At 69.2% G+C, this 14,517-nt stretch carries 13 protein-coding genes; 10 read left to right on the top strand and 3 right to left on the bottom strand.

Features of this window, described 5'->3' with window-relative positions:
* Positions 1 to 111 precede the first annotated feature (111 nt).
* On the top strand, positions 112 to 2,538 hold the full coding sequence (locus H512_RS0102010) for a BON domain-containing protein (protein ID WP_026782102.1): 2,427 nt from the start codon (positions 112 to 114) through the stop codon (positions 2,536 to 2,538).
* A gap of 154 nt (positions 2,539 to 2,692) precedes the next feature.
* A complete protein-coding gene (locus tag H512_RS22200) occupies positions 2,693 to 3,319 on the top strand; it encodes a hypothetical protein (RefSeq protein WP_026782101.1) in 627 nt (208 codons plus the stop codon).
* On the opposite strand, the gene H512_RS0101995 is transcribed toward H512_RS22200, so the two are convergent.
* From H512_RS0101995 to H512_RS26140, 3 genes are read right to left on the bottom strand one after another with little or no spacing between them, the layout of a single operon-like run.
* A complete protein-coding gene (locus tag H512_RS0101995) occupies positions 3,289 to 4,824 on the bottom strand; it encodes a DHA2 family efflux MFS transporter permease subunit (RefSeq protein ID WP_026782100.1) in 1,536 nt (511 codons plus the stop codon). The two genes, H512_RS22200 and H512_RS0101995, sit on opposite strands and share 31 nt — an antisense overlap.
* Positions 4,821 to 5,981, bottom strand: a complete 1,161-nt coding sequence (locus tag H512_RS22195) for an HlyD family secretion protein (RefSeq protein WP_210162652.1) — start codon at positions 5,979 to 5,981, stop codon at positions 4,821 to 4,823. Before H512_RS22195 ends, H512_RS0101995 begins: the two co-directional genes overlap by 4 nt.
* A 5-nt stretch (positions 5,982 to 5,986) precedes the next feature.
* Positions 5,987 to 6,499 carry a MarR family winged helix-turn-helix transcriptional regulator gene (locus tag H512_RS26140; RefSeq protein WP_084798274.1) on the bottom strand — a complete coding sequence of 171 codons (513 nt, stop codon included), beginning with the start codon at positions 6,497 to 6,499 and terminating at the stop codon, positions 5,987 to 5,989.
* A 374-nt stretch (positions 6,500 to 6,873) separates the two neighbouring features.
* On the opposite strand from H512_RS26140, the gene rpsB reads away from it, so the two are divergent.
* From rpsB to rseP, 8 genes are all read left to right on the top strand, one after another.
* Positions 6,874 to 7,635: a 30S ribosomal protein S2 gene (gene rpsB, locus H512_RS0101980; RefSeq protein ID WP_245585336.1), complete on the top strand. Its 762-nt coding sequence runs from the start codon at positions 6,874 to 6,876 to the stop codon at positions 7,633 to 7,635.
* 227 nt (positions 7,636 to 7,862) lie between these two features.
* A complete protein-coding gene (tsf, locus tag H512_RS0101975) occupies positions 7,863 to 8,789 on the top strand; it encodes a translation elongation factor Ts (RefSeq protein ID WP_026782098.1) in 927 nt (308 codons plus the stop codon).
* Between the two features lie 187 nt (positions 8,790 to 8,976).
* On the top strand, positions 8,977 to 9,693 hold the full coding sequence (gene pyrH / locus H512_RS0101970; protein WP_026782097.1) for a UMP kinase: 717 nt from the start codon (positions 8,977 to 8,979) through the stop codon (positions 9,691 to 9,693).
* Positions 9,694 to 9,771: 78 nt separating this feature from the next.
* Complete coding sequence (gene frr, locus H512_RS0101965) at positions 9,772 to 10,335, top strand: ribosome recycling factor (protein ID WP_026782096.1); 564 nt, start codon at positions 9,772 to 9,774, stop codon at positions 10,333 to 10,335.
* Positions 10,336 to 10,390: 55 nt separating this feature from the next.
* A complete protein-coding gene (locus H512_RS0101960) occupies positions 10,391 to 11,152 on the top strand; it encodes an isoprenyl transferase (protein WP_053239493.1) in 762 nt (253 codons plus the stop codon).
* A complete protein-coding gene (locus H512_RS0101955; RefSeq protein WP_026782094.1) occupies positions 11,149 to 12,012 on the top strand; it encodes a phosphatidate cytidylyltransferase in 864 nt (287 codons plus the stop codon). Before H512_RS0101960 ends, H512_RS0101955 begins: the two co-directional genes overlap by 4 nt.
* A complete protein-coding gene (dxr, locus tag H512_RS0101950; RefSeq protein WP_425414155.1) occupies positions 12,006 to 13,220 on the top strand; it encodes a 1-deoxy-D-xylulose-5-phosphate reductoisomerase in 1,215 nt (404 codons plus the stop codon). The genes H512_RS0101955 and dxr overlap by 7 nt, the downstream gene beginning before the upstream one ends.
* 84 nt (positions 13,221 to 13,304) lie before the next feature.
* Positions 13,305 to 14,417: an RIP metalloprotease RseP gene (rseP, locus tag H512_RS0101945; RefSeq protein WP_026782092.1), complete on the top strand. Its 1,113-nt coding sequence runs from the start codon at positions 13,305 to 13,307 to the stop codon at positions 14,415 to 14,417.
* Positions 14,418 to 14,517 lie beyond the last annotated feature (100 nt).

Genomic DNA, 14,517 nt, shown 5'->3' with positions numbered 1-14,517 from the left:
TATGCGCCATTTGTTTGGTGAGTGTGTTCCCCGGGTAATTGCTTTTCGCGAGTGCCCTTTCGTATTCTCGGCCTTGCGAACGGACGGTTGTGCGTCCCCGGAGGCGGGAAGATGGTTCGCTGGCAGATCTCGGCGATACTTGGCGTGGCAGCAGCGGTTGCCGTCACGGCGGCAGCGCTCATCACCCGGACGGCGGATATCGCCATCGATCTCGGGATGCGTGCCGGACAGGTGCTGGCCGGCGAGGCGACCAGCTGGGCCGCCGTCGACATCCGCGGTCGCGATCTCTATCTCCGGGGCGATGCGCCATCGGATGACAGCCGCCGCCTGGCGATCGAGCGTCTGGGCCGGCTTTACGGCGTCCGCACCGTTGATGCCTCGGCGGCCGGCCTGCTGCCCGAAATCCATCCTTACGTCACCAGCTTCGAGCGCAGCGGCGATGCCGTGGCGCTGGCCGGCGCCGTGCCGTCGCTGCCGGACCGGGCGCGCCTTCTCGGTGCCCTGGCGGCGGCCGCACCGGGGCTTTCCGTCGCCGATCACAGCGTTCTGGCGCGCGGCAAGGCCGACGATCGCTATTTCGATGCGCTGCGGCCGCTGTATGGCCTGCCGGCGCTGCTGTCGAGGGGCAAGGTGACGCTCGCCGACCGCAACGTCACCATCGAGGGCGAGGCGGCGAGCAACGCCGCCTACGACCGGCTGCGCAGCCTGGCGCCGACCCTGCCCGACGGTTATGCCCTGTCGGCGGTGAACGTCGTGCGGCCTCTGGCCTCGCCCTTCTTCTGGTCGGCCGATCGCGACGACAACGGCGTCACGCTGTCCGGCTTCGTTCCAGACCCGGCGGCGCGCGACGCCCTGCTCAACGTGGTGCGGCAGGCTCTGGGGCCGCGCAACGTCTTCGACCGTCTCGACTATGCCTCGGGCGCGCCGGACGGTTTCGCCGATGTTGCCGAGGCGGCGGCGGACTACCTCGATCTCCTGGCCACGGCGCACATCTCGCTCAGCGACCGGCGGCTGGTGATATCCGGCCGGGCAGCCAGCCCGGAGGCCTACCGCACCCTCAACGCCTATCTCGAGACCTGGAATCCGCCCGGATTCACCCTTCAGAAGTCGATTGCCCTGCCGATCGTCGAGCCGTTCACGCTCACCGCCTCGAGAAGCCACGACCGGGTGACGGTCACCGGCTTCGTGCCGTCCGACGAGGCGCGAGGCGCCATCGCCGACTCGGCAAAGGCGGTGGCCGGCGACGGCGAGCCGGTGGTCGAGACGACGCTGGCCGATGGTGCGCCGGACGGCTTTGCCGCCGCGGCCGAGTTCGCGATTGGCCTGCTGGCCAAGCTCGACGACGGCACGGCGCTCATCACCGGCTCTCACATCACGCTGTCCGGTGCGGCGGCCACGGCCGGCGACCTCATCGAGGTGGAGGCGGCCATCGCCAACCCGCCGGACGGCTACGACGTCGGCAGCGCCGTGACGCCGCCGGTGGTTGATCCCTATGTCTGGTCGATGACCAAGGATTCCGAGCAGCTGACCATAACCGGCTCCGTGCCATCCGAGGCGATCCGCTCGGCCATCCGCGCCGTCGTCGATGCCGCTTCCGACGATCTCGGCCTCGTCGACCGCTCCGGCCTCGGCGCCGGCCTCGATCCGGCGATTGACCTCGTGGCCGTGGCGCGAAAGGCGGCGGCCCTGTTGTCGGACCTTGACACCGGCGAGGTGCATTTCGAGGGGAACACGCTGTCGCTGACCGGCAAGGCGGCGACGGCCGATGCGTCGAAGGAGATCGACGGCGAATTGGCCGATCTGCCGGGCGGCGTCGTCAAAGGCAGCGTCAACGTGGCGGAGCCGGCCGCCTTCCGCTTCTTCATCGAGCGCGGGCTCGATACCGTGACCATCGACGGCGACCTCACCGACGACGCCATGCGCAAGACGCTGCTCGACGCCGCTGACCGCGCCTTCGGCAAGGCCGACATCCTTGATTCGACCGCCGTGGCGGCCGGCGCGCCAGCGACGGCGCAAGACGCGGCGCTGTTCGCGATCCGCGCCGCCTCGCTGTTGGCCAAGGGCAACGTCGGCGTCGAGGGCCGGACGATCAAGGTGACCGGCAACGCCTTCACCGCCGTCGGCGCGGCGCGTCTGCCGTCGGCGCTGTCCGCGTCGGTGCCGGCCGGCTACACGCTCGACGTCGCGGTCACCGCCATGCCGGCCGAACCGCCGCTGGAACCGGCTGCCTGCGTCGAGGCGATCGGCGCCGTGCTCGGCCGCAGCCCCGTCCGCTTCGAGGAAGCCGCCGTCGCCGCCGACAGTCGCGGCGTGATCGATCGGCTCGGCGCGCTGGCGCTGCGGTGTCCGGCCGCCCGGCTGTCGCTGACCGCCACGGTGACCGGCGCCGACCCGGCGCGCGCCAGGACGCTGGGCGAGGCGCGCGCCCGCAACGTGGCGGCCGCCTTCGCCGACGTCGGCATCGATCCCGCCCGCATCGTCACGTCAGGCGCCGCCGGCAGCGTCGACGGCCTGTCCATCCATCTCGCGACGCCGTGACCGGAGGGTCCGATGCTCTACCTCGCCGCCATGCTCTGGCCCTATCTGCTGATCGCCTTCATCGCCGGGCTGGTCATCGGCTGGTTCGGCTCCGACCGCCTGGAGGCATGATCGCCCACCGGGCCGATCGTTTCCGTTTGAGTGAGGGTTCGCCATGACCATGCTGATCATCGAGGCCTTCTTGCTGACGGCGATCGCCGTCGGCGCCGGCGTGCTGGTCGGCGTGCTGGTCAAGCAATGGTTCGGCCGCCGCACGGTCGGCAGCGAGCGGCTGGCCGACGTGATGGCCGCCGCCGAGGCGGCGGAGGCCGGCGCCGCGCCAGTACGGACGGACGACATACCGGAACCTGAAGCGGCGGAACCGGAGAGCGTGGTCGAGGAAGTGCCCGATACCATCGTGGTGCCGGCCGGGCTGGCGCGCGAGGCTCCGGCCCCCGAGCCGCCTGAGGCGCTGACCGGGCCGGCCGCCGAGGTGTCGGCCGGGCTCGATCGCATCGCCGCCGCCGACCGGGTCGGCGAACGGCCGCCGGCGCTGCCGGGGCCGCGCGACGCCCTGGCCGACGATCTCAAGCGCATCCGCGGCATCGGGCCGCAGAACGAGACGCGGCTCAACGCCCTAGGCGTCTATCATTTCGGCCAGATCGCCGCCTGGACGCCGGCCGAGGTTCGCTGGGTCGGCGCCTATCTGGCTTTTCCCGGCCGCATCGAGCGCGAGGACTGGATCGGCCAGGCACGGGCCTTGGCGGCCGATCAGTCGGCCTCGGGAACCACCGGTCCCTGAGGCGCCGCCTTCGGCTTTCTGAGCAGCAGGACCAGCGGCAGGGCGGCCAGCGTCACCCACATCATCAGCTTGAAGTCGTCGACATAGGCGATCATCGTCGCCTGCAGTGTGGCGATCTGGTCGAGGACCGCCGCGAACTGGCTGGAGCCGGCGTTCATGCCGAGGGCGTGGGCGGTGGCGTTGACGCCGGGCGAGAAGGCGGTCAGCCGCTCGCCGAGTTCGGCGTGGTTGACCTGAATGTTGCGCGTCAGCATCACCGACACCAGGGAGATGCCGATCGACGAGCCGATGTTGCGCACCAGACTGAACAGGGCGGCGCTCTCGGTGCGGAGTTCCGGCGGCAGCGTCGCAAATCCCACCGTCGACATCGGCACGAACACCAGGCCCAGCCCGAAACCCATCAGCACGCCGGTGTAGATCACCGGCCAGGAGTCCATGTCGGTCGAGAAGCCGGTCATGTCCTTGAGGGCCCAGGCGGTCAGGCCGAGGCCGATCACGATGAGCAGCCGCGGATCGACGACGCGCATCAGCCGGCCGACCAGCAGCATGGCGATCATGGTGCCGATGCCGCGCGGCGCCAGCACCAGGCCGGTGGTCACCGTCGGAAAGCCCATGATGCGCTGGAGGATGGGCGGCAGCAGCGCCGTGGTGGCCAGAAGCACCACCGAGACCGAGAAGCCGAAGATGCTGGCGGCCACGTAGTTGCGGTCCCGGAAGATCTGCGGGTGAATGAAGGGATGCTCGGAGGTCGCCGAATGGATGACGAAGCACCATAGCGCGGCGACAGCCAACGCCGCCTCGATGACGATCTCCGGCGAGGAGAACCAGTCGAGCTGCTCGCCCCGGTCGAGCATCAGTTGCAAGGCGCCGACGAACAGGCCGAGGAAGGCGAAGCCCACGAAGTCGAATGACCGGCGGTGGCGCGGCGAGGCCGGCATGGCGAAGGCGATGCCGAAGAAGGCGATCAGGCCGACCGGCACGTTGATGTAGAACACCCAGCGCCAGTCGAAGCTGTCGGTCAGCCAGCCGCCCAGCGTTGGCCCCAGCACCGGCGCCACCATGATGCCGGCGCCCCACAGCGCCATGGCCTGGCCGTGCCGCTCGCGCGGGTTGATGTCGAGCAGCACCGCCTGCGACAGCGGCGCCAGCGAAGCGCCGAACACGCCCTGCAGCACGCGGTAGGCCACCATCTCGCTGAGGCTGCCGGCCATGCCGCACAGGCAGGAGGCCAGCGTGAAGCCGGCGACCGAGATCAGGAACAGCCGGTTGCGGCCGATGGTGTCGGCCATCCAGCCGGTCAGCGGCATGACGATGGCCGAGGCGACGATATAGGAGGTCAGCACCCAGTTGATGGTGTCCTGGGCTGCGCCGAGGTTGCCCTGCATCGAGGGCAGGGCGACGTTGGCGATCGTCGTGTCGAGCACCTGCATGACCACCGCCAGCATGGTGGCGAGCGACAGCAGGCCGCGGTGCGGCACCTTGACGAGATCGGGGGCGGCGGTCATTGGGCGGCGAGCTTCTCATGCTCCGGCGCGAGGCCGAGCGTATCGAGGGCGGTGCGCAGGAAGCCGGGCAGCGGCCGGACGAAGCCGGTGTCGACGTCAACGCCGACGCTGAGGCCGGCCTTGAGCGGCAGCGACGTCGGCTCGTCCAGGGCGATGCGGACGGGCACGCGCTGCACCACCTTCACCCAGTTGCCGGTGGCGTTCTGGGCCGGCAGCAGCGAGAAGATGGCGCCAGTGCCGCCGCCGAAGCTGTCGACGTGGCCCCGGAGCGGCGCGTCGGGATAGGCGTCGAGCCTCAATTCGGCGGGCTGGCCCGGCTGCATGTGGGCAAGATCGGTTTCCTTGAAGTTGGCCTCCACCCAGGTGCTGGTGGTGTCGATGAGGGCCATCACCGCGCTGCCGCTGCCGATATACTGGCCGACCTGCAGGTTGCCCACCTGGCTGACGGTGCCGGTGGTCGGCGCGCGCACCACGGTGCGTTCGAGGTCGAGCCGGGCGCTGTTCTCGGCGGCGAGGGCGCCGAGCACCGACGGATGCTTGTCGGTGGCGATATTGGCGTCGCCGCCGAGGGCGACCAGCGTGTCGGTGACGCCCTGCTCAGCCTCGGCCAGCGCCTGCCGGGCGAGGTCGAGTTCGTGGCGGGCGCTGTCATATTGCGCCTCGGTGGCGTTGCCGGTCTGGCGCAGCTTCTCCTGCCGGCCGAACTGCACCTCCTGGAAGGCCAGCGTGTTGCGGGCGGTCTCGGCCTTCAGCTCGGCGTCCTTCAGCCGGGTGCGCAACTCCTCGACGTTGAGACGGGCGAGCGCCACCGCGCCCTCGGCCTTTTCGAAGGCGATGCGGTAGGCGGCATCGTCGAGGCGGAACAGCACGTCGCCAGGCTTCACCGTCTGGTTCTGGCCGACCAGCACCTCGGCGATGCGGCCCTCGACCTCGGGGGCGACCAGCACCTTGTTCTGCTGCACATAGGCATTCTCGGTGGAGGCCCAGCGGCCGCTGCTCGCCCAGTACCAGCCGCCGGCAATCACCAGCGCCAGCGGCAGCGCCGCCATCAGCGGATAGCGGAGAAGGCTGCGCCGGCGGCGCGGCTTGCGGGCGGGAACGGCGGGGGCGGCCGGCTTCGCGGAGGGAGCGGCCGGCGTGTCGTTGGTATCGGACATCGTGTTCAGGCTTTCTGGTCCAGGGGGAGCCGGACGGTCTTGGAATCGTCGGTCTGGGAATTGTCGGTCGGGATAGGAGGTTCCTCGCCGGTGGCGGCAAGGAGATTGGCGTGGACGCGGCCGAGCAGGCGGGTGAGGATGGCTTCCTCCTCGGGCGTGATGCCGTCGAGCGCTTCGTCGAACAGCGCCTGCGCCACCGCCTTCATCCGTTCGATGCCGGGGCGCGCCGCCTCGGTCATGTGGATCAGCCGGGCACGACGGTCGCCGGGATCGGGCCGGCGCTCGACGAGGCCGAGCGCCTCCAGCCGGTCCACCATGCGGCAGATGGTGATCGGTTCGACGCCGACAAGGTCGGCGAGGTTCGCCTGATTGATGCCCTGCCGCTTGGCGACGCGGGCCAGCACGTGCCACTGGGCGCGCGACATGCCCGTCGTATCGGCGAACCGGTCGTAACGCTTTTTCACAAGGCGGTCGATCTCGTGGATCAGGCCGCCGACGGTGGGAGTCCAGTTGCTCATGACGCAGCATATATATGATAAGCGTGCTTATGATAATAGGGGCACATGGTGAGCTGGTAAATTAATGGTGAGCTGTGGCCGATGCACCCTGCCGATGCCCGGCACCGGCACGGACAAGGCGCCGGGCATCGAGGGCGGGCAGGGCGCCGCGGCCGCATACCGGCCTGAAAGGCGCGGCTTTCGGGCTTTCGGCGGTGGTTGGCCCTTGCCATCACCGGCCGTTTCCCCTATACCCCGCGCCATTCCACACGCGGGAGCCGCGGGTGCGCCTCGGCGTTCCCTCCGGTCGTCTCGGGCAGCGTTGCCCGGTCGATTCCTCCCGCGGAGGCCAAACCGGAAAAAGGTACGATTCAATGGCTCTTCCCGAGTTCACCATGCGCCAGCTGCTTGAGGCCGGCGTTCACTTCGGCCACCAGACGCACCGCTGGAACCCGAAGATGAAGTCCTTCATCTTCGGCTCGCGCGCCAACGTCCACATCCTTGACCTCGCCCAGACCGTGCCGCTGATGCACCAGGCGCTGAAGGCGGTGTCCGACACCGTCGCCCGCGGCGGCCGCGTGCTCCTGGTCGGCACCAAGCGTCAGGCCCAGGACGACATCGCCGAGGCGGCCCGCCGCTCGGCCCAGTATTACGTCAACAGCCGCTGGCTCGGTGGCATGCTGACCAACTGGAAGACCATCTCCGGCTCGATCCAGCGCCTGCGCAAGCTCGACGAGACGCTCAACTCCGAGCAGTCGGCCCGTCTCACCAAGAAGGAACGCCTGGTGATGACCCGCGAGCGCGACAAGCTGGAGCGGGCGCTCGGCGGCATCAAGGACATGGGCGGCACGCCCGACCTGATCGTCGTCATCGACACCAACAAGGAAAAGAACGCCATCGACGAGGCGCGCCGCCTCGGCATTCCGGTTGCCGCCATCCTCGACTCCAACAGCGATCCGGACGGCATCACCTTCCCGGTGCCGGGCAATGACGACGCCGGCCGCGCCATCGCGCTCTACTGCGACCTGATCTCGCGCGCCGCCGTCGACGGCCTGTCGCGTGCCATGGGTGCCATGGGCGAAGACATCGGCGCTTCCGAGCAGCCGATCGAGGAGCTGGCCCTCTCCGAGGAAGCCGCTCCCGAGGCGAACGCCTGATCGGCGCGTTACGCGCGATCTTGCCGATGCTTTTCGGGCGGATCCTCGAAGGGTCCGCCCGACCTGTTAGGAAGCCCGCCGGCCGGCGGGCAGGGTGAGCGATCGGCGCCGACCGGTTGGCGGCGAGGCGCGGGACCACCGCGCGGCCGCCGTTCATCGGCCTGTCAGCACAGGCCGCTACAAGCCGGCTCCGGCGTTCGACGTTTCAAGATGAAGACGAGGGTCACATGAACATTTCCGCCGCACAGGTGAAGGATCTCCGCGACAAGACCGGCGCCGGCATGATGGATTGCAAGCACGCGCTGGCCGAGAACAACGGCGACATCGAGGCCGCCATCGACTGGCTGCGCGCCAAGGGCCTCAGCAAGGCCGCCAAGAAGGCCGGCCGCGTTGCCGCCGAGGGTCTGGTCGGCGTCGCCACCGGCGACAAGTCCGCCGCCGTCGTCGAGGTCAACTCCGAGACCGACTTCGTTGCCCGCAACGACGCCTTCCAGGGGCTGGTGCGCACGGTGGCCGCCGTCGCCGTCGACAAGGGCGGCGATGCCGCCGCCGTTGCCGCCGCCGCCTATCCGGGCAAGGCGCATTCGGTCGAGGACGAGGTCAAGGAACTGGTCGCCACCATCGGCGAGAACATGGGCTTCCGCCGCTCGGCCGCCCTGAAGGTGTCGTCGGGCGCCGTCGCCACCTACGTCCACTCGGCGATCGCCGACGGCCTCGGCAAGATCGGCGTGCTGGTTGCCCTCGAGTCGACCGGCAACGTCGACGAGTTGGTCAAACTCGGCCGCCAGATCGCCATGCACGTCGCCGCCACCTCGCCGCTGGCGCTGTCGGCTGAAGAAATCCCGGCCGACGTCGTCGAGCGCGAGCGGGCGATCTTCATCGAGCAGGCCAAGGAGTCGGGCAAGCCGGCCGCCGTCATCGAGAAGATGGTCGAGGGCCGCATCCGCAAGTTCTACGAGGAGTCGACGCTGCTGAAGCAGGCCTTCGTGATCAACCCCGACCTCACCGTCGAGGCCGCCGTCAAGGCCGCCGAGGCGACGGCCGGCGCGCCGATCAAGGTCACCGGCTTCGTGCGCTTCGCCCTCGGCGAAGGCATCGACAAGGGCGAGAGCGATTTCGCCGCCGAAGTGGCCGCCGCCGCCGGCCAGGGCTGAGCGACGGTCCATAGCTGAGACGACGGGGCGCCGACTGGTTCGGCGCCCTTGTCATGTCTGCGTCCCGGCGAAGCTGTTACGCCGTTCATGGGGGTTCCCATGCGCCCCGATGCGGGTTAGTTGGAACGGATCGGACGCCGCCCCTCTGCTGGAATCGTCTTTTCTCGAAAATCCGGAGTTTTGCCCCATGACCGAGCTTAAGTATCGCCGCGTCCTGCTCAAGCTGTCGGGCGAGGCCCTGATGGGCGATCGCGGCTTCGGCATCGACCCCAAGGTGGTCGATCGTCTGGCCGGCGAGATCGTCGAGGCCTATAAGCTCGGTATCCAGGTCGGCGTGGTGGTCGGCGGCGGCAATATCTTCCGCGGCGTCTCGGTGGCCGCCGACGGCGGCGACCGCACCACCGGCGACTATCTCGGCATGCTCGGCACGGTGATGAACGCGCTCGCCATGCGCTCGGCCATCGAGCGGCTGGGCGCGCCGGCCGTGGTGCTGTCGGCCATCGCCATTCCCGCCCTCTGCGAGACCTTCACCCAGCGCGAGGCGCTGAAGCACTTCGCCGCCAACAAGGTGATCGTCTTCGCCGCCGGCACCGGCAACCCCTTCTTCACCACCGACTCCGGCGCCGCGCTGCGCGCCGCCGAGATGGACTGCGATGCCCTCCTCAAGGGCACGCAGGTGGACGGCGTCTATACCGCCGATCCCAAGAAGGACCCGACGGCCCGCCGCTACGAGCGGCTGACCCACCAGGAGGTGCTGTCGAAGAACCTCCAGGTCATGGACGCGGCGGCGATTGCGCTTGCCCGCGACAACAAGATTCCGGTAGTGGTGTTCTCGGTTCACGAACATGGCGCATTCGTCAATGTTCTGAAGGGCAAGGGGCTCTGCACCGTCATCGACGGATAACAACAACGAGCGCCGCCGGCCCCGCCCTGGGGGCAACGGGGCACCGGCCGGCGCCGAGAGTTCTGGAAGGTTGGCAAGATGGCCGATGAAGATTATGACATCAACGACCTGAAGCGCCGCATGCAGGGCGCGCTCGGCGTGTTCAAGAACGACCTCGCCGGTCTCCGCACCGGCCGCGCCAGCACGAGCCTTCTCGATCCGATTGTCGTCAACGCCTACGGCAGCACCATGCCGCTCAACCAGGTGGCGACGGTGTCGGTGCCGGAGCCGCGCATGCTCTCGGTGCAGGTCTGGGACAAGAGCATGGTGCATGCCGTCGAGAAGGCGATCCGCGAATCGAATCTCGGCCTCAACCCGATCATCGAGGGCACGCTGCTGCGCCTGCCGATCCCGGAGCTGAACACCGAGCGCCGCAAGGAGCTGGTGAAGATCGCCCACAAGTATGTGGAGGCGACCAAGGTGGCCATCCGCCATGTGCGCCGCGATGGCCTCGACGAATTGAAGGACCTCGAAAAGGAGGGCCTGATCTCCGAGGATTCGCTGCGCGTCTATTCGGAGCGCGTGCAGAAGATCACCGACGACTCGATCGCCGAGGCCGACCGCATGCTGGCGGCCAAGGAACAGGAGATCATGCAGGTCTGATCCGGAAAGGGCAGGCCGGCGGGTCAACGGGGGCTTCGTGGGGAACAGTTCGGACATGTCGCGGCTCGGAACGGCGCCGGCGGAAGCGTACCGGAAGGCAGGGCTGCCGCGCCATGTCGCCATCATCATGGACGGCAACGGCCGTTGGGCGCGTTCGCGCGGCCTGCCGCGCGCCGAGGGGCACCGGCGCGGCGTGCAGTCGATCCGCGACGTCGTCAAGCATGCCAACGCCATCGGCCTCGAATGGCTGACGGTGTTCGGCTTCTCCTCGGAAAACTGGTCGCGGCCGGCCGACGAGGTCAGCGAGCTGATGGGCCTGCTGAAGCTGTTCATCCGTCGCGACCTCGCCGAGCTGAGGCGCGGCAACGTGCGCGTGCGGGTGATCGGCGGCCGCGACAACCTCTCCGGCGACATCGCCGGGCTGTTGATCGAGGCCGAGGAGAAGACCGTCGGCAACACCGGCCTCAACCTGGTCATCGCCTTCAACTACGGTGGCCGCGACGAGATCGTCCGGGCGGCGCGGGCCGTCGCCGGCGACGTGGCGGCCGGCCGGCTCCGGGCCGAGGAGGTTACCGCCGACCTCGTCGCCGCCCGGCTCGACACCGCCGGCATGCCCGATCCCGACCTGATCATCCGCACCAGCGGCGAGCAGCGGCTGTCCAACTTCCTGCTGTGGCAGGCCGCCTATGCCGAGTTCGTCTTCGTGCCCGACTACTGGCCGGACTTCGACGGCGCCGCCTTCGACCGGGCGATCGGCGAATATCTCGGCCGCGAGCGCCGCTTCGGCGGATTGCCCCAGAAGAGCGAGGCCCGATGAACGCGCCGCAGCCCGCACCCGGCAAGGCCGGCTCCGAATTCGTCCTCCGGCTTCTCTCCGCCATCGTGCTGGTGACTGTCGCCGTCGCCGCGCTGTGGGCTGGTGGCTGGATGTTCGCCGCGCTGGCCGCCGCCGCCGCCGTGCTGATCCTCCGCGAATGGATGGCGATGAGCGGCCCGTTCTCCTTCCGCGCCGCGCCCTGGGCGCTGATGGCCTTTCTCGCCGTCACCGTGGTGATGGCTCAGACCGAACCGCTGCATTCAGTCGGCTTCTCGGTGCTGATCGCGCTGGCCCTGCTGTTCGCCCGCGTCACCGAGCCGCGCGTCGCCTGGCTGTCGCTCGGCGTCGTCTACGCCGCCGTGCCGGCCATTGCCGCCGTGGTGCTGCGCGGCGACGGCCCAAAGAGCTTCGAATCGATCGGCGCCGTGGCGGTGATCTTCGTCTTCGTCGTCGTCTGGGCCACCGACACCGCCGCCTATTTCGCCGGCCGGCTGATCGGCGGGCCGAAGCTGGCGCCGCGCTTCTCGCCGAAGAAGACCTGGTCGGGCGCCATCGGCGGCGCCGCCGCCGGCGTCGTCGCCGGCCTCATGGTGGTCGGCGTGGCCGGCCTCGGCGTCGGGCCTGTCACGGCACTCGTCGCGCTGCTGCTGTCGGCGGTCGGTCAGGTGGGTGATCTCGCCGAATCGGCCATGAAGCGGCACTTCGGCGTCAAGGATTCGGGCGTACTCATTCCCGGCCACGGCGGCATCATGGACCGCCTCGACGGGCTGGTGGTCGCGCTCTCCGCCGCCGCCGCCATCGGTCTGGTGCGCGACTGGTTCGTGGGTGGCGGCATCGCCGCCGGCCTGCTGGTCTGGTGATCGTAATGACCGAGAACACCGATCGGGGCTCGATGACGGCGGAGAGGGGCGCGCCGCGGCGGCTCTCCATTCTCGGCGCCACCGGCTCGATCGGCCTCAGCACGCTCGACGTGGTCGCCGCCGAACCGGGCCGCTTCGCGATCGAGGCGCTGACCGCCGGCCGCAACGCCGCCGCCCTCGCCGAGCTGGCCGTCCGCTTCTCCGCCCGGATCGCCGTCGTCGCCGATCCCGCCGCCTATGGCGAACTTCGCGAGCGCCTTGTCGGCACCGGCATCGCGGCGGCGGCCGGCCCGGAGGCGGTGGCCGCCGCCGCCGCCCGTCCGACCGACATCGTACTGTCGGCCATCGTCGGCTTCGCCGGTCTCGCGCCCAGCCTCGCCGCGCTCGGCGCCACGCGCATCGTGGCGCTCGCCAACAAGGAGACGCTGGTTTCCGCCGGTCCGCTGTTCATGGCGGCGGCGCGGCAGGCCGGCACGGTGGTGCTGCCGGTCGACAGCGAGCACAACGCCATCTTCCAGGCCTTCGAGACCGGCAACGCCGATGCCGTCGCCGAGGTGATCATCACCGCCTCCGGCGGGCCGTTCCTGAGGACGCCGAAGGCGGACCTTTCCGCCGTCACTCGCGACATGGCGCTGAAGCATCCCAAGTGGAGCATGGGGCCGAAGATCACCATCGACTCGGCGACGCTGATGAACAAGGGACTGGAGCTGATCGAGGCCCATCGCCTCTATCCGGTCTCCGTCGACCAGCTCTCGGTGCTGGTGCATCCGCAGTCGGTGGTGCACGGCCTCGTCCGCTACAGGGATGGCTCGCTGCTGGCCGAACTCGGCGTGCCCGACATGCGCACGCCGATCGGCTACTGTCTCGCCTGGCCCGAGCGTCGTCCGACGATGGTGAAGCCGCTCGATCTCGCGGCTATCGGCACCCTGACCTTCGAGGCGCCCGACCGCGACCGCTTCCCCTGCCTGCCGCTGGCCGAGGCGGCGCTGAGGCGGGGTGACGGCGCGCCTTGCGTGCTCAACGCCGCCAACGAGGTGGCCGTCGAGGCCTTCCTTGCCGGCCGCATCGGCTTCCTCGATATCGCCCGCACCGTCGAGGCGACGCTCGATGCGATTGATGGCGCCGGCGGCCTTGCCGAGCCGCAATCGCTTGCCGCCGCCACCGAACTCGACGGATGGGCTCGCAAGATCGCCGCGTCCTGCCTATAGTGTGAACGCTGCTTCGCACGGGAGCGTAAAGCCAGGGGCGGAGGCCCGCCGGCACATGGGGCAGGATCAAGAGAGGACGAGGCATTGGGTTTTCTGAGCGCAACGGGCGGCACGCTGATCGGCACCATCCTGCCGTTCCTGGTGGTGCTGACCGTGGTGGTGTTCGTGCACGAGCTTGGCCACTTCTGGGTGGCGCGCCGCACCGGCGTCGCCGTCAGCGTCTTCTCGATCGGCTTCGGTCCCGAGCTGCTTGGCTGGAATGACCGCAAGGGTACGCGCTGGAAGCTGTCGGCCATCCCGCTCGGCGGCTATGTCCGTTTCATCGACGACGCCGACGCGGCAAGCCGGCCGGACGGCGAGCGGTCGCAGGTCGATGGCGCCTTCCAGTCGAAGGGGCTTGCCGCCCGCGCCGCCGTGGTCGCTGCCGGTCCGGCCGCCAACTTCCTGTTCGCCATCGCCGTGCTGGCCGCGCTGTTCTATGCCTTCGGCAAGCCGATGATCGCGCCGGTCGCCGGTTCCGTCGAGCCGGACAGCCCAGCCGCCGCGGCGGGATTCGCGCCCGGCGACCGCATCCTGTCGATCGACGGCAATCCGATCGAGAGCTTCGCCGACATCCAGCGCATCGTCATGCTGAGGAACGGCGTTTCGCTGGCCATCGACGTCGATCGCGCCGGTAGCAGGCTGACGCTGCACGCCACGCCGCGCGCCCGCGAAATCGTCGACGGCTTCGGCGAGAAGCAGATCGTGCCGGTGCTCGGCCTCAGGCAGACCAATCCCACCGTCGAACTGAGGAGCTTCGGGCCGTTCGGCGCCCTGCGCGAGGCGGTGCACGAGACCTGGTCGATCGTCGACAGCACGCTGTCCTCGGTGGCCGGCATGTTCTCGGGCCGCACCTCGACGGCGCAGATCAGCGGCCCGATCGGCATCGCCCGCGTCAGCGGTCAGGTGGCGGCGCTGGGGCTGATACCTCTCGTTAACCTTGCTGCCATTCTGTCGATTTCGATCGGTCTCATTAACCTCTTCCCAATCCCGATGCTGGACGGTGGACATCTGGCTTTCTACGCGATCGAGGCTTTGCGCGGGCGGCCGCTGCCGGAGCGGGCCCAGGAGATCGGCTACGGCATTGGCTTTGCTATCGTCTTGGGATTGATGGCCTTTGGCGTCCTGAACGATATTGCCAAGATTGCGTCCGGATAGACGACGCTCGTGACCTTCGGGTCACGCACGGCAGGGAAAACGGCACCACCCATGGCAAGGTCGCTTGCGCATCCTGGCAAAGACTGTAAAAACCTCTTGA

The organism is Pleomorphomonas koreensis DSM 23070 (assembly GCF_000425185.1).
Classification (GTDB): domain Bacteria; phylum Pseudomonadota; class Alphaproteobacteria; order Rhizobiales; family Pleomorphomonadaceae; genus Pleomorphomonas; species Pleomorphomonas koreensis.
Note: the sequence above shows the minus strand (reverse complement) of the source record. Positions and strands in the feature narration are given on the sequence as shown.

Coding starts and splice junctions, on each gene's coding strand:
- H512_RS0102010 (WP_026782102.1), top strand. CDS start 112: ATGGTTCGCTGGCAGATCTCGGCGATACTTGGCGTGGCAGCAGCGGTT.
- H512_RS22200 (WP_026782101.1), top strand. CDS start 2,693: ATGACCATGCTGATCATCGAGGCCTTCTTGCTGACGGCGATCGCCGTC.
- H512_RS0101995 (WP_026782100.1), bottom strand. CDS start 4,824: ATGACCGCCGCCCCCGATCTCGTCAAGGTGCCGCACCGCGGCCTGCTG.
- H512_RS22195 (WP_210162652.1), bottom strand. CDS start 5,981: ATGTCCGATACCAACGACACGCCGGCCGCTCCCTCCGCGAAGCCGGCC.
- H512_RS26140 (WP_084798274.1), bottom strand. CDS start 6,499: ATGAGCAACTGGACTCCCACCGTCGGCGGCCTGATCCACGAGATCGAC.
- rpsB (WP_245585336.1), top strand. CDS start 6,874: ATGCGCCAGCTGCTTGAGGCCGGCGTTCACTTCGGCCACCAGACGCAC.
- tsf (WP_026782098.1), top strand. CDS start 7,863: ATGAACATTTCCGCCGCACAGGTGAAGGATCTCCGCGACAAGACCGGC.
- pyrH (WP_026782097.1), top strand. CDS start 8,977: ATGACCGAGCTTAAGTATCGCCGCGTCCTGCTCAAGCTGTCGGGCGAG.
- frr (WP_026782096.1), top strand. CDS start 9,772: ATGGCCGATGAAGATTATGACATCAACGACCTGAAGCGCCGCATGCAG.
- H512_RS0101960 (WP_053239493.1), top strand. CDS start 10,391: ATGTCGCGGCTCGGAACGGCGCCGGCGGAAGCGTACCGGAAGGCAGGG.
- H512_RS0101955 (WP_026782094.1), top strand. CDS start 11,149: ATGAACGCGCCGCAGCCCGCACCCGGCAAGGCCGGCTCCGAATTCGTC.